Origin of the sequence: Sphingomonas olei (assembly GCF_045369765.1) — a bacterium.
Classification (GTDB): Bacteria; Pseudomonadota; Alphaproteobacteria; order Sphingomonadales; family Sphingomonadaceae; genus Sphingomonas; species Sphingomonas panaciterrae.
Map to the genome: position 1 here is coordinate 155,948 of NZ_JBIQEU010000006.1, position 18,940 is coordinate 174,887.

Consider the following 18,940-nt stretch of genomic DNA (forward strand, 5'->3'; position numbering starts at 1 on the left):
CGCTCGCTCAGCCATCGACGGCGGGTACGAAGCCGCCGAACATCATGCGCTTGCCGTCGAACGGCCGGTCGCCGCCGCCCGACAGCCGCTCATCGTTCATCAGCGCTTCCCAGCCGCGATCGCGCACCGCCTTTGATGGCCATTCGATCCAGCCGAAGGCGACGGTTTCGCCATCCTGCACCCGCGCCGCGCGGCGGAAATCGGTGACCTTGCCGACCGGCACGTCGTCGCCGAACCCATCGACCACGCGAGTGGCGCCATGATCGAGGAAGGCGGCGGCGGATGTTTCGGCAAAGCGCCGATAGTCGTCACGCCGCGCCACCGCGACCGGCAGGACGACGCCATCGACATAGCCGCAATCGCCGCCCGGCCCCGCCTCGCTGATGACCTCGAACCCGCCAAAGATCATGCGCTGGCCGTCGAACGGCATCGGTCCCAGCTGCTCCATCCGCGGATCGCTCATCATCTGCTGCCCGGCGGCGTCGCGGCTCGCCTTGTCGGGATATTCGATCCAGCTGAACAGGACGGTCTCGCCGTCGCGCGCATCGACTGCGCCCCACAGGTCGTTGACCTCGCCACGCGGCACGTCATCGCCCCATCCCTCGACGTTGCGCGTCGCGCCGAACTCGCGCAGCAGCACCCGCGCTGCCTCGGCATGGGCGATGTAGCGATCCTTGTTGGCGGTCGGCGCGACCACCACGAAGCCATCGACATAGGTCATGCCGCCGCTCCTTCCCGCGCCGCGAGCCATTTGGCGATTTCCGGCGGCGGCGCGCCGGTGAAGCCGGCAAGCTGGTCGGCCAGCGCGCGCTGGAACGCCGGCCGGTCGGTCCCCCGCGCGACATAGGCGCGCAGATTGTCGTACCGATCGAGGTAGCCGTCATCCTCCAGGATGCGCACCACCGACACCATCAGCAGGTCGCCCGCGGTGAACACATCGTCCTCCAGCCAGGTGCGATTGCCCAGGCGGCGCGACAGTTCCTCCAGTCGCTCGTGGATTCGCGCCTCGACCGAGGGCAGCCGTGGGCGCGACCATGGCTGGTCCGCCTCGAACAGGGTGGCGATGGCATGATCCATGATCGGCGGCTCGACGGTGTTGAGCGCGGCGAACATCCATTCGATCGCCCGTGCCCGCGCGCCCGGCTCCTGCGGCAGCAACGTGCCGTGGCGCTGGGCGATATGCAGCACGATCGCGCCCGATTCGAACAGCACCAGATCGCCTTCCTCATAGGTCGGCACCTGCCCGAACGGCTGGCGCTGGCGATGCTCCGGATGCTTCTGGCTGCCCTGCGACAGATAGGTGACGTCATAGGGCTGTCCCACTTCCTCCAGCGCCCAGCGAACCCGCAGGTCGCGCACCTGCCCCTCGGCAAAGGGCGGCACCCAATCGAACGCGGTAATCCTTGGCCGTTCCATCCTCTCGCTCCTCGTCCTTCTGTGTCGTGGCGTGTCCGGGCGGGCGCGGCGGTTCAGGGGCGCGCGCTCATTCTTCCCGGTGCTCGTCAGGCGGCCGTCGTGTCCGGCTGCCCCATCGCCTCTTGCGCGGCGGCCATGTTCATGAACATCGGCTCCCACACATGGCCGTCGGGGTCCTCGAACGCGCGCCCGTACATATAGCCCATGTCCTGCCGCTCGCGCGTCTCCCGCCCGCCGGCCGCCAAGGCAGCCTCGGTGATGGCGTCCACCTCTTCCCGGCTATCCTGCGAGATGGCGAGGAGCACGCCCGAGGTCGTATGCGCGTCGATCAGCGTCTTGTCGGTGAAGGTCGCGTAGAAAGCACGATCGAGCAGCATCACGTTGATCTCGTCGGACCACACCATCGCTGATGCCTGTTCGTTGGAGAACATCGGGTTCCGGCGAAACCCCAGCGCTTCGTAGAAGGCGGTGGCGCGCGCCACATCGCTCACCGGCAGATTGACGAAGATCATTCTCGCCATCGCACCTCTCCCTTGCGACTCGTTGCTTGTGGTTTGTGCGCCTCGTAGTTATTAAAAGCAACAATGAAGTCAGAAAAAGTAACTGCGGTGTTTCTGGGCCGGCGCCGATGGTATGATGACGCCTGCGGCACGGCGCTGGCGATGGAACTGGTCGGCGAGCGCTGGTCGATGCTGATCGTGCGCGAATTGATGTTCGGCGCGCGCCGCTTCGGCGAGTTGAAGGCGTCGCTGCCCGGGATCAGCGCCAATGTCCTGACCCAGCGGCTGGAGGGGCTGGAGGCCGCACGCATCCTGAAACGGCACCGGCTGCCGCCGCCCGCCAGCGTGCAGGTCTATGAACTCACCGCCTGGGGCTATGAGGCGGAAGGCGCGATCAAGGCATTGGGCGCCTGGGCCGCGCGATCGCCCGATCATGATCCGATGCTGCCGTTATCCTCGGCATCGATGATGCTGTCGCTTCGCACCATGATCGATCCGGTTAAGGCCAAAGCGTGCCCGGATTGCACCGTCGCCTTCACCTTCGGGGCCGAATCATTCCTCGCCCGGCTGGTCGACGGCGACTTGCCGATCGTCCGCGGGGCCGGGGAGGCCGATGTGCATTTCACCACCAATGCGCGGATCATGGCCAACATCGTCTATGGCAAATGGCCGATCGAGGAGGCGGAGGCGGCCGGAGAATTGGTGTTCGCCGGCAACCGTGCGCTCGCCCGTCAGTTCATCGATCTCTTCCATCTGCCGGCAAAGGCAAAGGTTGAATAACCACCGGCGACGGGCCTAAGGCAGTCGTGTTAATTCCGAGGCGCGCATGACCGATATCCCGAACACGCTTCCCGACAGCCGCGAAACGACGATCCTCGACGCGCCCGACAAGATGGTCAGCGTGCGTGAGATGTTCGGGATCGACAGTGACATGCAATGCCCCGCCTTCAGCGAGGCGGATGAGCGGGTGCCCGATCTCGACCCCGCTTATGTGTTCGATCCGGACACGACGCTCGCGGTGCTGGCCGGCTTCGCGCACAATCGCCGCGTGATGGTGCAGGGCTATCACGGCACCGGCAAATCGACGCACATCGAACAGGTGGCGGCGCGGCTGAAATGGCCGTGCATCCGTATCAACCTCGACGCGCATATCAGCCGTATCGACCTCATCGGCCGCGACGCGATCGTGCTGAAGGATGGTCAGCAGATCACCGAGTTCCGCGAAGGGCTGCTGCCCTGGGCGCTGCAGACGCCGACCGCGCTGGTCTTCGACGAATATGACGCCGGCCGCCCGGACGTGATGTTCGTGATTCAGCGCGTGCTGGAGACGGAGGGCAAGCTGACGCTGCTCGACCAGAATCGCGTGATCCGCCCCAACCCCTATTTCCGCCTGTTCGCGACCGCCAATACGGTGGGCCTCGGCGACACCAGCGGGCTGTATCACGGCACGCAGCAGATCAACCAGGGTCAGATGGACCGCTGGAACATCGTCGTCACGCTGAACTACCTGCCGGCCGCGACCGAGGCGAACATCGTGCTCGCCAAGTCGGGCGAATATGACAAGCCGGAGGGCAAGAAGCAGGTCGAGGACATGATCCGCGTCGCGGACCTGACCCGCAAGGGCTTCATCAACGGCGATATTTCCACCGTGATGAGCCCGCGTACGGTGATCACCTGGGCGCAGAACACGCTGATCTTCAAGGACGTGGGCTTCGCCTTCCGCCTGTCATTCCTCAACAAGTGCGACGAGGCGGAACGGCCGCTGGTCGCCGAATATTACCAGCGCGTGTTCGGCAAGGACCTGCCCGAAAGCGTGGTGGGCAAGGCTTGATGCCGCGGAGGGCCTGACCCACCTTGTCGACCGGGGAGACATGGCTGGCGACGCCTGCGCCCACCGTCCTTCCGGCGTGTCGCCCTGATCACCGGGGCGTACGCCGGGCCGGGCTCTCCCATGTACGTCGCGACGCCGGCATGGCGCGCAAGGAATACAGCTGATGGCCACCGAAACCCCGCTCGATCGGTTCAAGAACGTCCTCGGCGGCGCGTCGCGCGCCTTGTCGGAGGAGCAGGAGCTTGAACTCGCCTTCACCGCCGATGCGCCGACCCAGTCGGGCAAGCATCTGAAGGTGCCGATGCCGGCGCGCAGCCTGCCGGCCGACCAGGTGGCGGAAGCGCGCGGCTTCGCCGACGGTTTCGCGCTGCGGCTGAAGCACCATGATCCGGCGATGCATGCGCGCGGCGCCCCGCAGGAGGCGATTGCGCGCGCCGTGTTCGACGCGGTGGAGGGCGCCCGGGTCGAGGCGCTCGGCAGCCGCGGCTATGCCGGCATCACCAACAATCTGGCGCAGGCGCTCGACGTTCGCCTGCGCGCCGATCCCATCACCCGCGCACGCAACCGTGACGAGGTGCCGCTGTCCACCGCGCTCGGCCTGATGGTGCGTGAGGCACTGACCGGGCAGGAATCGCCGGCGAGCGCCGCCGCGGGCCTCGCGCTGGTGCGCGACTGGATCAACGAGCGGGCCGATCTCAGCGGCATGGCGCTGGCGCTCGACGATCAGCGCGCCTTCCAGAGCCTGGCGATGAAGCTGCTCGAAGATCTCGAACTGGTCGAGGGTGACCGGGCGCCAGAGGATGCCGATGACGGCGGCAACGAGGACGAGGGCACCGACAGCGAGCAGCAGGACGAGGGCGAGGAAGGCGAAAGCCAGGACGGCGAGGGTCAGGCCGAATCCGAGCAGCGCGGCGAGCAGCGCGAATCGGAGGATACCGAGGGCGAGGGGCAGGAGCAGGGCGAGGACAATCTCGACGACCTCGATGGCGATCCGACCGATGACGGGGAGGAGGGGATGCAGCCCGTCCGCCCGAACCGGCCCACCACCGATTGGTCGCCCGACTTCGACTATAAGATCTGGACCACACAGTTCGACGAGGTGATCGCCGCCACCGAATTGTGCGACACGGACGAACTGGCGCGGCTGCGCGGCTATCTCGACCAGCAGCTCGTGCCGCTTCAGGCTGTGGTATCGCGGCTCGCCAACCGGCTGCAGCGGCGGCTGATGGCGCAGCAGAGCCGGTCGTGGGATTTCGACCAGGAAGAAGGGCTGCTCGACGCCGCCCGTCTCGCCCGGGTCGTCATCAACCCGATGCAGTCGTTGTCGTACAAGGTGGAAAAGGACACCGAGTTCAAGGACACGGTGGTCACGCTGCTGATCGACAATTCCGGCTCTATGCGCGGCCGCCCGATCTCGATCGCGGCGATCAGTGCCGACATCCTCGCGCGCACGCTGGAGCGGTGCGGGGTCAAGACCGAGATCCTCGGCTTCACCACCCGCGCGTGGAAGGGCGGGCAGAGCCGCGAGACATGGCTTGCGGCGGGCCGTCCGCCGCAGCCCGGCCGCCTCAACGACGTCCGCCACATCGTCTACAAACAGGCCGACGAGCCGTGGCGCCGCGCGCGCAATTCGCTCGGCCTGATGATGCGCGAAGGGTTGCTGAAGGAGAATATCGACGGCGAGGCGCTGCTGTGGGCGCACGGCCGCCTGATCGCCCGGCCCGAGGAACGCCGAATCCTGATGGTGATCTCGGACGGCGCGCCGGTCGACGATTCAACGCTGTCAGTGAACAGCGGATCGTATCTCGAGCGTCATCTGCGGCAGGTCATCGACTGGATCGAGCGCCGCTCACCGGTGGAGCTCATCGCGATCGGCATCGGCCACGACGTGACGCGCTATTACAATCGCGCAGTGACGATCATGGATGCCGAGCAGCTCGGCGGCACGATCATCGAACAACTCGCGGCATTGTTCGACGCTGAATAAGCAGCGCGTGGCAAGCGCCTTTCAGTAAACAGCCGCGGCCTTAATGTCCGTAACGCTTGATCCCGCGGCGCCGCAGCTTCTCCCGCTTTCGGCGCTGGAGTAACGCGATGATGACCGGAGTCGCAACGAGCGCGACCGTTCCGATCAAGCCGTAGGCAATCATCTCCCGACTGACATCAATCACGTTTGCAGAATCCGGAATGGCTAAAGGGCTGAGATTGAACAAATCCTCTGCCAGCGCGGCGGGACAAAGAACAGCCCAAAAACGGCGCCGTTTCGGAGGGAAAACGAAACTAGCCGTCAATTGTTCCGAACCGGGATCATCTAATGGCAGCGGGCGCGCTGATGTTGATCGTGATCAATGTCGGTTGTTCTTCATCATCGGTTGACCGTGCACTCTGATCATTGCGCAGATCGCACCGCGATGGCGGCGACGGTTGATGCGCTGGAACACACTGCGTACAGAACCCGTCCCGGGCAGCGGACGGCACTGCCATAACGAGGGCCATACATGCGTATCACGATGATCGGTTCGGGCTATGTCGGACTCGTTTCGGGGGCCTGTTTTGCCGATTTCGGCCATCAGGTGACCTGCGTCGACAAGGACGACAGCAAGATTGCGGCGCTCCACGCTGGGCGGATGCCGATCTACGAGCCCGGGCTCGATCAGCTTGTGGCGAACAACGTCGCCGCCGGCCGACTGACGTTCACCACCGATCTTGCGGCCGGTGTCGCTGGCGCGGACGCGGTGTTCATCGCGGTGGGCACGCCCTCGCGCCGCGGTGATGGCCACGCCGACCTCTCCTACGTCTATGCCGCGGCCGAGGAGATCGCGCGCGCGGCAACCGGACCGCTGGTGGTCGTCACCAAATCGACGGTGCCGGTCGGTACCGGGGACCGAGTCGAGCAGATCCTGCGCGATACCCGGCCGGACGTGGATTTCGCCGTCGTCTCCAACCCCGAATTCCTGCGCGAAGGCGCCGCGATCGGCGATTTCAAGCGTCCTGACCGGATCGTCGTCGGCACCGATGATCCCCGCGCCCGCGAAGTGATGAGCGAAATCTACCGCCCGCTGTATCTTGGCGAGAGCCCGATCCTATTCACCGGCCGTCGCACGTCCGAACTGACCAAATATGCCGCCAACGCCTTCCTCGCGACCAAGATCACCTTCATCAACGAAATGGCGAACCTGTGCGAAGCGGTCGGCGCCGATGTGAAGGACGTCGCGCGCGGCATCGGCCTCGACAATCGCATCGGGCGCAAGTTCCTCCATGCCGGCCCCGGCTATGGCGGCTCGTGCTTCCCCAAGGACACGCTGGCGCTGCTGAAGACGGCGGAGGATTATGACGCGCCGGTCCATGTCGTTGAGGCGGTGGTCAAGGTGAACGACGCGCGCAAGCGGGCGATGGGCCGCAAGGTGCTGGCGCAACTCGGCGAGGAGCCGCGTGGCAAGACCGCTGCCATCCTGGGCCTCACGTTCAAGCCCAACACCGACGACATGCGCGATGCGCCGTCGATCGCGATCGTGCAGAGCCTGGTTGATGCCGGCGTGACGGTGAAGGCCTATGATCCCGAAGGGATGGAGGCGGCCCGATCGGTGATGCCGGCTTCCCTGACCTATTGCAGCGGGCCGTATGAGGCGGCCGAGGGCGCGGACGTGGTGGTGATCGTCACCGAATGGGATGCGTTCCGCGCGCTCGACTTTCAGCGGCTGAAGTCGACCATGGCGGCGCCGGTGCTGGTCGATCTGCGCAACATCTATGATCGCGAAGACGTGGAGCGCGTCGGCTTCCATTACACGGGTGTCGGCCGGTGATGCGCCCGCGCATCGCCGGGCTGCTCGAAACCGCGCTTTATGTCGATGACATGGCGCGGTCGGTCGGGTTCTTTCGCGATGTGCTCGGCCTGGCCCCGATGATCGAGAGCGACCGTCTGACCGCTTTCGACGCCGGGCATGGCGGTGTCCTGCTGGTGTTCGCCCGCGGCCAGTCGACTGAGGATGTCGCGACCCCGGGGGGCACCATCCCGGGGCATGACGGCCACGGCCCGCTCCACATGGCCTTTGCGATTCCGGCGTCGGATCTCGATGCCTGGCGCGCGCATCTCGCCGGCTGCGGCGTTGCCGTGACGCAGGAGGTGAGCTGGCCCGCTGGCGGTCACAGCCTTTATTTCAACGATCCCGACGGCCATGTGCTCGAACTGGCGACGCCCGGCCTGTGGAAGAACGATGCGGATCGCCCGAAGCGGGCGGGAGGCTGACCCCACGCCCGCAAGCGTCGGCGATAGCGTGCCCGCGCCATCACACCCGGGCGGGAACCGCCCTCCGCCCGGCGCCCCCGGCTTGACGAGCGAGTCCGCCAGGCAGATGATCGTCGCCGATTATTTCACGACATTGTTGGGGGCGTAGAGGCATGGCGAGCAAGGCGCAAACGTCCTTGTGGCGCGAGACGGTCAAGGCGGGGGCGGTTCGCAGCGGCGCGCTGGCGACCGCGATCGTCCTGTTCATCGCCACCGCGCTGATGGCGCTCGCTCTGGCCAGCTATCGTCCGGGCGACGGGTCGCTCAATACCGCGTCGGCCGGCGTCACGGGCAATCTGATCGGCGTGCCGGGCGCCTGGTTCGCTGACCTTGCGCTCACCCTCTTCGGCCCCGCCGTGGCGCTTCTGCTCCCGATACCGGCGATTGTCGCCATGCGCCTGTGGCGTGACCGGCCCGCGGGCGCGTGGAAGCGGATGCTCCGCCAGGCGCTGATCGGCGTCGCGCTGATGGCGATCGCCTTGGCGTGTGTCTCGGATGATGCGGTGCTGGCGCTGCCCTTCGGCTGGGGCGGTGCGATTGGCCTCGGCGGCGTGGCCGCGGCACGCTGGGCGCTCGCCTTTGCCAGCAACCCTCAGGTCACCTGGTGGAGCATCATCGCGCTGGGCGTGGTGAGCGGCCTGTCCGGTGCGATCGTCTGGGGGCGCAGCCTTGAGGTGGACCTGCCGCGCGGCTGGATGCCCCGCCCCCGGCTGCGCATCGCCCGGCGCTCCGCCGATGGTGGTCCGGTCGACGACGAGGGGCTGGACGACGACGCGGAGGAACTGCCCCGCCGCGGGATTGAGCCGCGCGCGACCGCCCTGCCCGATTCCCGCCCGGCCCCGGTCATCAACGATCGCCCGGCGCCGCCAGCCACCGGCACCGGAAGCAAGGAACCGCGCCAGACGAAGCTCGCGCTGCGCGACGATTACGAGCTTCCCACGCTCGAGATGCTGACGCCCGCGCCCCCGTCGCAGAACCCGCAGATCGACAAGACCGCACTGGAACGCAACGCGCGCCTGCTCGAAACCGTGCTCGACGATTTCAACGTGAAGGGCGCGATTGTCGAGGTGCGCCCCGGTCCCGTCGTGACGATGTACGAACTGGAGCCCGCGCCGGGCATCAAGGCGACCCGCGTCATCAGCCTGGCCGACGACATCGCCCGCAACATGAGCGCCATTTCGGCGCGCGTGGCGACGATCCCCGGCCGCACGGTGATCGGCATCGAACTGCCCAATCCGAAGCGGGAGACGGTGTCGCTGCACGAACTGATCGGCAGCCAGGCGTTCGAGGATCAGAACGCGCAACTCCCGGTGATTCTGGGCAAGAATATCGCCGGCGATCCGGTGATCGCCGATCTCGCGCCGATGCCGCACCTGCTGGTCGCCGGCACCACCGGATCGGGCAAGTCGGTCGGTCTCAACGCGATGATCCTGTCGCTGCTCTATCGGCTCACCCCCGATCAGTGCCGCATGATCATGATCGATCCCAAGATGCTCGAACTGTCGATGTATGACGACATTCCGCATCTTCTCTCCCCCGTCGTGACCGATCCCGCCAAGGCGGTCCGCGCGCTGAAATGGGCGGTGGAGCAGATGGAGGATCGCTATCGCCAGATGTCCTCGCTCGGCGTGCGCAGCCTCGGTGGCTTCAACGAAAAGGTGCGCGCGGCCAAGGCCAAGGGCGCGCCGTTGGGGCGCAAGGTCCAGTCCGGCTGGGACGAGAACGGCCGCCCGGTCTATGAGGAGGAACAGCTCGATTATCAGGTGCTGCCGCAGATCGTCGTGATCGTCGACGAGCTCGCCGACCTGATGATGACGGCGGGCAAGGAAGTCGAATTCCTCATTCAGCGCCTCGCGCAAAAGGCGCGCGCCGCCGGCATCCACCTCATCATGGCGACGCAGCGCCCCTCGGTCGACGTCATCACCGGGGTCATCAAGGCGAATTTGCCGACCCGCATCAGCTTCCACGTCACCTCGAAGATCGATTCGCGCACCATCCTGGGCGAACAGGGCGCCGAGCAGCTGCTGGGCAAGGGCGACATGCTCTACATGCCCGGCGGCAAGGGTATCGTGCGCGTCCACGGCCCCTTCGTCAGCGACGAGGAAGTGCAGCGCGTCACCGATCACTGGCGCTCGCAGGGGACGCCGGACTATATCTCTTCCGTCACCGAGGAGCCGGAACAGAGCTTCGAGATCGAAGGCGCCCCCACCGGCGAGGATTCGGCCGAGGACCAGCAATATCGCGCCGCGATCCAGCTGGTGTGCGAAAGCCAGAAGGCGTCGACATCGTGGCTGCAGCGCCAGCTTCGCATCGGCTACAATTCGGCCGCGCGCCTCATCGAGCGGATGGAGAAGGACGGCATCGTCAGCCGCCCCGATCACGTCGGCCGGCGCGAGGTGCTGCGCGATACGGAGGGGCATCCGGTCTGAGCCGCACCGGACGGATTCGTCCTTATTGACTACGGCCGTAAACGGTGCGACCACAGATGTAGTTGCAGGAGAGTCGAGTCGTGGCCGAACGGATCAGCGATGCCGAACATGCGGTGATGGAGGTGCTGTGGGACGAAAGTCCGCTCACCGCGCAGGACGTGGCGGAGCGGGTCGATCCCGACCGCGGCTGGAGCGCTAATACCGTCAAGACCTTGCTCGGCCGGCTCCTCGCGAAGAACGCCATCACCCATGAGGAGGATGGCCGTCGCTATCTCTATCGCCCGGCGGTCCAGCGTGGCGATTATGTCGCGGGCGAATCGCGCCGGCTGATCGACCGGCTGTTCGGCGGCAAGCTGACCCCGCTGGTCGCGCATCTCGCGGAACGCGATGAGCTTTCCGCGCAGGATATCGCGGAAATCGAAACCCTCCTCAAGGCGCTGAAACAATGAGCGCGCTCGGAGGCTCGGCAGGCGTCTCGTGGATGGTCGAGGCGCTCGCCGCCTCCGCGCTTCTCATCGCCTTGGTGCTGCTCGTGCGCGGACCCGTGCGCCGCAGCTTCGGCGCGCCGGTCGCCTATGCGCTCTGGTCGCTCCCGCTGCTGCGCCTGGTGTTGCCCCCCTTGCCGGAAAGCGTCCGCGAACAGGTGGCCGCCCCCATTTCTACGACGTTAGCCGCTCCGCTTGGCGAGGTCGGCCAGCAGGTGACGGTGTTGATCGTCCCTGCCGCCGGCGACGCTGCCGCGCCCTCCTTCCTCACGCTCGGTTCTTCCCTTGCTCTGCTGTGGGGGCTGGGCGCGGCGGCGTTCATCGGCTGGCACCTGCTTGCCTATCACCGCTTCCGCCGGCGTCTGCTGACGCGGGCGAGCACGATTGACCGGATCGATGGCGTAACGATCGTCGAAAGCGCGGCGGCGACCGGCCCCCTGGCCTTCGGCGTGCTGCGCCGCTTCGTTGCCTTCCCGCGCGATTTCACTGCCCGCTACGATGCCGACGAACGCCGCCTCGCGCTGGCGCATGAGCTGGGTCACCATGCCCGCGGTGACCTTGTCGCCAATTGGCTCGCGCTCGCGGTGCTGGCGCTGCACTGGTTCAATCCGCTCGCCTGGTACGCCTTCCGCGCGTTTCGCGCCGATCAGGAGATGGCCAATGACGCGCGCGTGCTGGCGCGGCTCGGCAGCGACGCGCGCCATGCCTATGCCTGTGCGATCGTGAAGGCGGCGCATGGCGGCGCGATCGCCGCCGCCTGCCACCTCCACACCGCTGACGATCTCAAGGGCCGTCTGCGGATGCTGGGCACGATGCGCATCTCGCGCGCGCGCACGCTCGTCGGGCTGGCGGCGGTATTCGCCACGGGTGCCGGCGCGCTCGGCCTCACTGCCTCCGGGACGCGCGCGGCGGAACGGGTGCGCGCCAGCGTCGAAACCGCGGCCGAGGCCGCGCTGCCGGCCATTGCGCCGACGCCCGCACCGACGGCGCACGACGTGCGCGTCGTGGTCGAGCGCGACGGCAAGCGCCGCGTGTTGGAGGGCGAGGCTGCAGAGGCCTGGATCGCCGCCAACCCGGTGCCCGAGCCTCCGGAACCCCCGCTCGCGCCGGAGCCGTCGTCGGACGAAAGCCCGCTGGCCGCCGCCGCCACGCCCCCCGCTCCGCCGGCGCCGGCCGCAGCGCCGATCCCCCCGGACCCGCCTGCCGTTCCGCGTTGGACCAGGGACGGCCACGTCTCCGTGACCGTTCCGACTGTCCGCTCAGCCGCCTGCGCCGGTGACGTGATCGAGCCGACCGTCGTCCATGATACCGAGGCCGGTCGTCCGCGCGTGACCATCTGCACCGACCGGATCGAACGTCGTAGCGCCCGGGCGCGGGCCGAGGCGCAGCATCGAGCCGAGGCCGCCTTGCAAGAGGCCGAAATTGCCCGGAAAGCGGCCATGGCAAGCGCCCGCGAGGCCATGCATGCCGCGCGCGCGGCCGTCCGTGCCAACGGTCATCTGACACTCGCGGAGCGCGACCACGCCCTTCACGCGCTCGATCGCGAAACATCCCGGATGGAGGACGCGGCGCATCATTGATCCGCAGCGCTGATCGCGCCGCCCTTGCCTTCACCTGACGAACCGGCCATCTGCGGTCTCATGGAGGCACCGCCAACCGGTATTCCGATCGTGCTAGAGCCGCTCGTCACGCGCGTGCTCGCGCCTAACGCCTCGGCCTACACCTACACGGGTACCCAGACGCACGTCGTCGGGACGACCGATCTCGCGATCATCGATCCCGGCCCTGCCGATGAGGCGCATCACGCCGCGCTGCTCGCGGTGGTGGCGGGTCGCCCGGTGCGTGCGATCGTCATCACCCACCACCATCGGGATCACAGCCCCGGCGCCCCCCGGCTCGCCGCCGAACTGGACGCGCCGGTCGTCGGCGCTGCGCCCTTCGCGCTGGAGGATGACGGACCCCGCTCCGACGCCTCGTTCGACCATGATTACGCGCCGGATCGCGTGCTGGCGGAGGGCGATACGGTCGCCGGCGATGGCTGGACGCTGGAAGCGATCGCGACGCCGGGCCACACGTCCAACCACCTTGCCTTTGCCCTTCGCGAGACAAAGGTGCTGTTTTCCGGCGATCATGTGATGGGCTGGGCGACCAGCGTCGTCTCGCCCCCCGATGGCGACATGACGCAATATATGGCCAGCCTCGAGAAGCTGATCGGCCGCGACGACCGCATCTATTACCCCGGCCATGGTGAGGCGATCGAGCGGCCGCAACGCCTGGTGCGCGGCCTGCTGGGGCACCGCAAACAGCGCGAAGGGCAGATCCTGCGCCTGCTGCGCGCCGGCACCGTCGATATCCCGGCGATGGTGGAAAAGATGTACGTCGGCGTCGACCCCCGGCTCTATCCGGCGGCCGAACGCTCTGTCCTCGCGCACCTCGTCGATCTGGAGCGGCGCGCGCTGGTGCGCAGCCACGGCGGCGGCTGGGAAAGTGTGGATGCGGCCTGACGGACGATCGATTGCGATCGCCGCAGTGGGCCTTGCCATCGCCTTCGCGATCGTCGTCGCGACGATTGCCAGTTACCGCTGGTGGGACGATCGCCACGTCGTCGCAACCGACGACAGCGGCCTGGCGGTCGCGCGGGTTGTCGCGGCGACCCTTCATACCAGTGCGGACCTGCGCGTCAGTCGCCTCACCGGCACGGTGCAGGCAACCGGGGCGACCAGCCGACTGTGGGGCTGGCTCAGCTCGACGCGCGTGGTGAAGGCGCCGTTCGAGGTCGATTATTTCGTCAATCTGCGCCGCCTCGCGCCGCGTGACTTTCGCTATGACGAACGCAGCAGGACGCTGACCGTCGAGGTGCCGGACGTCAGCGCCGGTAAGCCGAACATCGACCATGCGCGCGTCACGCTGGATCAGACCAGCGGGGTCTATGTGTCGCGGGACGCAATGGCAGACCTGCAGCGCAAGGTCGCAACCACGGCGGCGACAGCGGTCGCGGACCGGGCGAACGATCCGGAGAACATCGCCAAGGCGCGGGAGAATGCGCGCAGCGCCATATCACGATTGTTCGGCGGCGCCCTTTCGGCCGCCAGCCTGCCGGTAAGCGTCAACGTGCGCTTCGCCGGGGAGCCCGTGCCCGGGAACGGCGAGCAGTGGGACATGAGCCGCAGCCTTCAGGAAGTGCTGGCGAACGCGCAATAGTCGCTGCCCGGCCTTCAGCCGAACATTAATGCTATCTTGATCGAATGGGCCAGTCGGGCCATCTGCGTCGCCATGGAACAGCCGCAGAACCTGAAGGGCGTCGACATCCGCGCCGAGATCGAACGCCTCCGCAAGGAGCGCAATGCGGTGATCCTCGCGCATTATTATCAAAAGCCAGAGATTCAGGACATCGCCGACTTTGTCGGGGACAGCCTTGATCTGTCGCGCAAGGCGCAGGCGACCGATGCAGACGTGATCGCCTTTTGCGGCGTGCGCTTCATGGCGGAGACGGCGAAAATCCTCTCGCCGCAGAAGACCGTGATCCTGCCCGACATGGACGCCGGCTGCTCGCTCGAGGACAGCTGTCCGCCCGAGCAATTCGCCGCGTTCCGCGCGCAGCACCCCGATGCGATCGCGCTCACCTACATCAACTGCTCGGCCGCGGTGAAGGCGCTGTCCGACGTGATCGTCACCTCGTCTTCGGCGGAAAAGATCCTCTCGCAGATCTCCAAGGACCAGAAGATCATCTTCGGTCCCGATCGGAACCTCGGCGGCTATCTCGCGCGCAAGACCGGGCGTGACCTCATCCTGTGGCCCGGCGTGTGCATCGTGCACGAGGCGTTCAGCGAGACCGAGCTCCTGAAGCTGAAGGCGCAGCATCCCGGCGCGCCCATCGCGGCGCACCCGGAGTGCCCGGCCGTCATTCTCGACCACGCCGATTATGTCGGCTCGACCCGCGGCATCCTCGAATATGCCATGGCAATGCCGGGCGACACGCTGATCGTCGCGACCGAGCCGCACATCATCCACCAGATGGAAAAGGCGCTGCCGGGCAAGACCTTCATCGGTGCGCCGGGCGCCGACGGCAACTGCAACTGTAACATCTGCCCGTACATGGCGCTCAACACGATGGAGAAGCTCTACGTCGCGCTGCGCGATCTGGAGCCGCGGATCGAGATGGACGAGGAACTGCGCGTCAAGGCGAAGAAGAGCCTCGACGCGATGCTGGCCATGGCGAGCGGAACCATCGGCCAGGGCGATCTGGGGCCCGCGAAGGTGACCGGCGACTGACCACCGGCGCTCTCTCCGCGGAGGGGGAGAGTGACGAGCGGCGCCGCCAGCGCGCCGCTCTCCGCGATCGGGTGTTACGCGGCGGCGCGAACCGCCTCGCACACGCGATCGACCACCGCTTCCACCTGCGCGGCATCCTCGCCTTCGGCCATGACGCGGATTACCGGCTCCGTCCCCGATGGCCGGATCACCAGCCGGCCGCTATCGGCCAGTTCCGCCTCGGCCGCGGCGATCGTCTGCTTGACGCTGTCGACTTCCAGCGGCTTGCCGCCCCGGGCATAGCGCACGTTCTTCAGCAGCTGCGGCAGCGGCTCGAAGCGATGCAGCACCTCGCTCGCCGGCGCGCCCGCGCGCTTCACCTCGGCCAGGATCTGCAGCGCGGCGACCAGACCGTCGCCCGTCGTGCCGTAATCCGACAGGATGATGTGCCCGGACTGCTCGCCGCCGACGTTGAAACCGCGCGTGCGCATCGCCTCCAGCACATACCGGTCGCCGACGGACGTGCGGACGAGGCCAAGGCCCTGCGCCGCCAGATGCCGCTCCAACCCCAGGTTGGACATGATGGTCGCGACCAGCCCGCCACCGGCCAGCTCACCACGACGGGCAAAGCTGGTTGCGATTGTCGCCATCAATTGGTCACCGTCGACGACACGGCCATGTTCGTCGACCACGATCAGCCGGTCGGCATCACCGTCAAGCGCGATGCCGATGGCGGCGCCGCTTGCCACGACCGTCTCGGACAGCGTCTGCGGCGCGGTCGAGCCGACGCGGTGATTGATGTTCTTGCCGTTCGGCGCGACGCCGATCGCCACCACTTCCGCGCCAAGCTCCCACAAGGCGGATGGCGCGACCTGATAGGCCGCGCCATTGGCGCAATCGATCACCACCTTCAGCCCGTCGAGCCGCAGGTCCGCCGGGAAGGTCGATTTCGCGAAGTGAATGTAGCGGCCACGCGCGTCCTCGACGCGGCGGGCGCGGCCGATATCGCCCGCGGGCGCCAGCGCGATGTCGCCGTCGATCAGCGCCTCGATCGCCATCTCGGCCTCGTCTGACAATTTGTAGCCGTCCGGGCCGAACAGCTTGATGCCATTGTCGTCGAAGGGATTGTGGCTGGCCGAGATCATCACGCCCAGGTCAGCGCGCATCGACTGGGTAAGCATCGCCACGGCAGGGGTCGGCAACGGGCCGAGCAGCACAACATCCATGCCCACGGAGGTGAAGCCCGCGACCAGCGCGTTCTCGAGCATATAGCCCGACAGTCGCGTGTCCTTGCCGATCACCACGCGGTGACGATGATCGCCGCGCAGGAAGTGGGCGCCGGCCGCCATGCCGACCTTCATCGCCATTTGCGCCGTCATCGGCGACAGGTTAGTCAGTCCACGAATACCGTCCGTGCCGAAATATTTGCGTGCCACACGCGATCTCCACCCTTTTGGCGTCCCCCCGCGCGTCGATCGGCGCGTTGTCAGGACAGGCTTGCTCCCGCCACCTTGGTGCCGCAGAACCATAACTTTCTTGGCTCTTGCCCCGTGGTGGGCTGAGGGACAAGTCCAAGGTGACGAACAGTTCGAAAGGCGTGATGTCCCAATCTACTCGCATTCTCCTGGCGCTGATCGCCGGGCTGCTCGTCGGGATCGTGCTGGCTGCTTACGCTCTGGAATCGGTGGATCCGGTGATCTCGGTCGCGCAGCCGGTGGGCCAGTCGTGGCTCAACGCCTTGCAGATGACCATCGTCCCGCTGGTCTTTTCGCTGCTGGTCACCGGCGTCGCCGCGACGGCCAAGGCGGCACAGGCCGGGCGGCTCGCGGGGCGCGCGGTCGCGCTGTACGTCACCGTCATGGTCGCCTCCGCGCTGTCGGCCGCCTTTCTGACGCCCCTGTTCCTGGGACTGGTGCCGCTGCCCACCGAATCCGCCGCCGCACTCCGCGCTGCCCTCACCGGGGTCGGGCCTAATCCGCCGGTGCCGCCACTTGGGGAATTCCTGTCGGGCATCATCCCCAACAACATCATCAAGACCACCGCTGACAGCAACTTCCTGTCGATGATCATCTTCGCGCTGATCTTTGCGTTCGCGCTGATGCGGATCGACGTCGAGCTGCGCGAACTGCTGGTGCGGGTGTTTACCGCGGTGCGTGACACGATGCTGGTGGTCATCGGCTGGGTGCTGTGGGTCGGTCCGCTTGGCGTCTTCGCGCTCGCGCTGGTGGTCGGCGCCCGCGCGGGCAGCGGCGCCTTCCACGCGTTGGTCCATTATATCCTGATCGTCGTTGCGGTCGGCCTGGTGGTGACGTTGTGCGCCTATCCGATGGCGATGTTCGGTGGACGCGTGTCGCTGGCGCGCTTCTCGCGCGCTGCGCTGCCGAGCCAAGCGGTAGCCGTATCGACGCAGTCGTCGCTCGCCTCCTTGCCCGCCATGCTCGCCGGTGCGCAGTCGCTGGGGACGCATGTCACGACCGCAGGCGTCACCTTGCCGCTCGCCGTTGCCCTGCTGCGGGCGACCGGGCCCGCGATGAACTTCGCGGTAGCGATCTATATCGCGCATTGGTTCGGCGTACCGTTGTCGCTCGGCACGCTGGCGGTCGGCACGCTGGTGGCGGCGCTGATGTCGCTTGGCGCAGTCAGCCTGCCGGGCACAGTCAGTTACGTCAGCTCGGTCGCGCCGGTCTGCGCCGCGATCGGTGCGCCCACTGCCCCGCTGGGGCTGCTGGTGGCGGTGGAGACACTGCCGGATATCATGCGCACGCTTGGCAACGTCATGTGGGATCTGGCGACCACCCTGACGCTGGCGCGCGGCGAGCAGATGCCGGGGGATGAGGCTGACACGCTTGTCGAGCACATGATCGACTGAGCGAGCCGTCGCTCGCACCGGCGCGCCTGCGATCAGCGGCGCAGCGCCCAGCGCACCACATTGCTCATGCCTCTCGCCCCGAAGCGGATGGCGGGGCGGCCGATCGCGCTGGGCGCGCGACCGTGCATCGCCGCCGCCCAAGGGGGCAGTAGTTCGATCGCCGCCGGCGCGACGATCGCCAGCGCACTGGTCGTCAGCGCATCGGGGCCGCTCGCCAGCAAGGCATCCGCCACCTCGCGGCTGCGCGCGTCGCAGCGTAACGCCGGGCGCAAACGGCGATAATAGGATTCCACCGCCCGCCGCGATGTCGGCACGTCGCGCGCGCCCAGCCGCTCGGCGACGATGGCGGTCTCGGCAAGATAGCGATCCTGCTCGGTCCCGGTCAGCGCGGGATGGCGATAGCGTAGATACGCGCGAAGGAAGCTGTCGACCTCCGCCACATGGACCCAGGTGAGCAGTTCCGGGTCATTGGCGTCATAGGGGGTGCCGTCCGGCAGCGTACCCGACACCCGATCATGGATCGCGCGAACGTGGTCGATCGCGCGCGTCGCCGCCGCGCTACTGCCAAAGGTGGTCAGCGAGATGAATTGCGCGGTGCGGCGCAGGCGGCCCAGCCGGTCCCGCCGGAAGTCGCTGTGGTCCCAGACGCCGGCCAGCGCCAGCGGATGCAGCATCTGCAGCAGCAGCGCGGATACGCCGCCGATCATCATGGCGGAAAAATCGCCGTGGATGCGCCACGCCATCGATCCCGGCCCGAACAGCCCGGGATCGCCGGGCGGGCGGGTCAGGTCGATCGATCCGGAGCCGACGAGCGCACGAATGCGCCCGCCGATCGCGTCACGCATGCCGGGCAGCGGCGCTGCCCCGGCCATGC

At 67.2% G+C, this 18,940-nt stretch carries 17 protein-coding genes; 12 read left to right on the plus strand and 5 right to left on the minus strand.

The genetic code is table 11. The features are described from left to right. Positions 1-7: 7 nt before the first annotated feature. From ACH0BU_RS09540 to ACH0BU_RS09550, 3 genes are all read right to left on the minus strand, one after another. Positions 8-721 carry a DUF1428 domain-containing protein gene (locus ACH0BU_RS09540; RefSeq protein WP_046409675.1) on the minus strand — a complete coding sequence of 238 codons (714 nt, stop codon included), beginning with the start codon at positions 719-721 and terminating at the stop codon, positions 8-10. Then, entirely contained in the window at positions 718-1,416 is a 699-nt protein-coding gene (locus ACH0BU_RS09545; protein WP_296218862.1) for a glutathione S-transferase family protein, read from the minus strand. The genes ACH0BU_RS09540 and ACH0BU_RS09545 overlap by 4 nt, the downstream gene beginning before the upstream one ends. An 86-nt stretch (positions 1,417-1,502) precedes the next feature. Further along, the gene (locus tag ACH0BU_RS09550; RefSeq protein WP_296218861.1) at positions 1,503-1,937 is read right to left on the minus strand and encodes a VOC family protein; all 435 of its coding nucleotides are present in this window, start codon (positions 1,935-1,937) and stop codon (positions 1,503-1,505) included. Positions 1,938-2,000: 63 nt separating this feature from the next. On the opposite strand from ACH0BU_RS09550, the gene ACH0BU_RS09555 reads away from it, so the two are divergent. The 11 genes from ACH0BU_RS09555 to nadA all read left to right on the plus strand — a co-directional run bounded on the left by ACH0BU_RS09555 (position 2,001) and on the right by nadA (position 15,218). Then, a complete protein-coding gene (locus ACH0BU_RS09555; protein WP_145117600.1) occupies positions 2,001-2,696 on the plus strand; it encodes a winged helix-turn-helix transcriptional regulator in 696 nt (231 codons plus the stop codon). A 46-nt stretch (positions 2,697-2,742) separates the two neighbouring features. Beyond that, complete coding sequence (cobS, locus tag ACH0BU_RS09560; RefSeq protein WP_046409563.1) at positions 2,743-3,747, plus strand: cobaltochelatase subunit CobS; 1,005 nt, start codon at positions 2,743-2,745, stop codon at positions 3,745-3,747. A 163-nt stretch (positions 3,748-3,910) separates the two neighbouring features. Next, positions 3,911-5,734: a cobaltochelatase subunit CobT gene (cobT, locus tag ACH0BU_RS09565; RefSeq protein WP_136450873.1), complete on the plus strand. Its 1,824-nt coding sequence runs from the start codon at positions 3,911-3,913 to the stop codon at positions 5,732-5,734. A gap of 511 nt (positions 5,735-6,245) precedes the next feature. Continuing rightward, on the plus strand, positions 6,246-7,550 hold the full coding sequence (locus ACH0BU_RS09570; RefSeq protein WP_296218859.1) for a UDP-glucose dehydrogenase family protein: 1,305 nt from the start codon (positions 6,246-6,248) through the stop codon (positions 7,548-7,550). Further along, complete coding sequence (locus tag ACH0BU_RS09575) at positions 7,550-7,993, plus strand: VOC family protein (RefSeq protein ID WP_296218867.1); 444 nt, start codon at positions 7,550-7,552, stop codon at positions 7,991-7,993. Before ACH0BU_RS09570 ends, ACH0BU_RS09575 begins: the two co-directional genes overlap by 1 nt. Before the next feature lie 152 nt (positions 7,994-8,145). Continuing rightward, a complete protein-coding gene (locus ACH0BU_RS09580) occupies positions 8,146-10,461 on the plus strand; it encodes an FtsK/SpoIIIE family DNA translocase (protein ID WP_296218858.1) in 2,316 nt (771 codons plus the stop codon). Between the two features lie 80 nt (positions 10,462-10,541). Then, positions 10,542-10,910: a BlaI/MecI/CopY family transcriptional regulator gene (locus ACH0BU_RS09585; RefSeq protein WP_046409571.1), complete on the plus strand. Its 369-nt coding sequence runs from the start codon at positions 10,542-10,544 to the stop codon at positions 10,908-10,910. Further along, on the plus strand, positions 10,907-12,526 hold the full coding sequence (locus tag ACH0BU_RS09590; protein WP_296218857.1) for a M56 family metallopeptidase: 1,620 nt from the start codon (positions 10,907-10,909) through the stop codon (positions 12,524-12,526). The genes ACH0BU_RS09585 and ACH0BU_RS09590 overlap by 4 nt, the downstream gene beginning before the upstream one ends. Before the next feature lie 60 nt (positions 12,527-12,586). Next, complete coding sequence (locus ACH0BU_RS09595) at positions 12,587-13,450, plus strand: MBL fold metallo-hydrolase (protein WP_296218856.1); 864 nt, start codon at positions 12,587-12,589, stop codon at positions 13,448-13,450. Beyond that, positions 13,440-14,147 carry a DUF4230 domain-containing protein gene (locus ACH0BU_RS09600; RefSeq protein ID WP_296218855.1) on the plus strand — a complete coding sequence of 236 codons (708 nt, stop codon included), beginning with the start codon at positions 13,440-13,442 and terminating at the stop codon, positions 14,145-14,147. The genes ACH0BU_RS09595 and ACH0BU_RS09600 overlap by 11 nt, the downstream gene beginning before the upstream one ends. A gap of 72 nt (positions 14,148-14,219) precedes the next feature. Further along, positions 14,220-15,218, plus strand: coding sequence for a quinolinate synthase NadA (gene nadA, locus ACH0BU_RS09605; RefSeq protein WP_296218866.1), 999 nt, complete (start codon positions 14,220-14,222; stop codon positions 15,216-15,218). A gap of 74 nt (positions 15,219-15,292) precedes the next feature. Here nadA and glmM read toward each other — a convergent pair whose 3' ends face one another. Beyond that, positions 15,293-16,633, minus strand: a complete 1,341-nt coding sequence (glmM, locus tag ACH0BU_RS09610; RefSeq protein ID WP_125946535.1) for a phosphoglucosamine mutase — start codon at positions 16,631-16,633, stop codon at positions 15,293-15,295. A gap of 164 nt (positions 16,634-16,797) precedes the next feature. On the opposite strand from glmM, the gene ACH0BU_RS09615 reads away from it, so the two are divergent. Beyond that, positions 16,798-18,066, plus strand: a complete 1,269-nt coding sequence (locus tag ACH0BU_RS09615) for a dicarboxylate/amino acid:cation symporter (RefSeq protein WP_296218854.1) — start codon at positions 16,798-16,800, stop codon at positions 18,064-18,066. A 32-nt stretch (positions 18,067-18,098) separates the two neighbouring features. Here ACH0BU_RS09615 and ACH0BU_RS09620 read toward each other — a convergent pair whose 3' ends face one another. Further along, positions 18,099-18,938, minus strand: a complete 840-nt coding sequence (locus ACH0BU_RS09620; RefSeq protein ID WP_314472396.1) for an oxygenase MpaB family protein — start codon at positions 18,936-18,938, stop codon at positions 18,099-18,101. Between the last annotated feature and the right edge of the window lie 2 nt (positions 18,939-18,940).

Excerpts from the sequence above, each read along its gene's own strand:
- ACH0BU_RS09555 (WP_145117600.1), top strand. The coding sequence starts at position 2,001 with ATGAAGTCAGAAAAAGTAACTGCGGTGTTTCTGGGCCGGCGCCGATGG.
- ACH0BU_RS09595 (WP_296218856.1), top strand. The coding sequence starts at position 12,587 with ATGGAGGCACCGCCAACCGGTATTCCGATCGTGCTAGAGCCGCTCGTC.
- ACH0BU_RS09615 (WP_296218854.1), top strand. The coding sequence starts at position 16,798 with ATGTCCCAATCTACTCGCATTCTCCTGGCGCTGATCGCCGGGCTGCTC.
- nadA (WP_296218866.1), top strand. The coding sequence starts at position 14,220 with ATGGAACAGCCGCAGAACCTGAAGGGCGTCGACATCCGCGCCGAGATC.
- ACH0BU_RS09580 (WP_296218858.1), top strand. The coding sequence starts at position 8,146 with ATGGCGAGCAAGGCGCAAACGTCCTTGTGGCGCGAGACGGTCAAGGCG.
- ACH0BU_RS09570 (WP_296218859.1), top strand. The coding sequence starts at position 6,246 with ATGCGTATCACGATGATCGGTTCGGGCTATGTCGGACTCGTTTCGGGG.
- ACH0BU_RS09540 (WP_046409675.1), bottom strand. The coding sequence starts at position 721 with ATGACCTATGTCGATGGCTTCGTGGTGGTCGCGCCGACCGCCAACAAG.
- cobT (WP_136450873.1), top strand. The coding sequence starts at position 3,911 with ATGGCCACCGAAACCCCGCTCGATCGGTTCAAGAACGTCCTCGGCGGC.
- cobS (WP_046409563.1), top strand. The coding sequence starts at position 2,743 with ATGACCGATATCCCGAACACGCTTCCCGACAGCCGCGAAACGACGATC.
- ACH0BU_RS09590 (WP_296218857.1), top strand. The coding sequence starts at position 10,907 with ATGAGCGCGCTCGGAGGCTCGGCAGGCGTCTCGTGGATGGTCGAGGCG.
- ACH0BU_RS09550 (WP_296218861.1), bottom strand. The coding sequence starts at position 1,937 with ATGGCGAGAATGATCTTCGTCAATCTGCCGGTGAGCGATGTGGCGCGC.
- ACH0BU_RS09620 (WP_314472396.1), bottom strand. The coding sequence starts at position 18,938 with ATGGCCGGGGCAGCGCCGCTGCCCGGCATGCGTGACGCGATCGGCGGG.
- ACH0BU_RS09600 (WP_296218855.1), top strand. The coding sequence starts at position 13,440 with ATGCGGCCTGACGGACGATCGATTGCGATCGCCGCAGTGGGCCTTGCC.
- ACH0BU_RS09545 (WP_296218862.1), bottom strand. The coding sequence starts at position 1,416 with ATGGAACGGCCAAGGATTACCGCGTTCGATTGGGTGCCGCCCTTTGCC.
- ACH0BU_RS09575 (WP_296218867.1), top strand. The coding sequence starts at position 7,550 with ATGCGCCCGCGCATCGCCGGGCTGCTCGAAACCGCGCTTTATGTCGAT.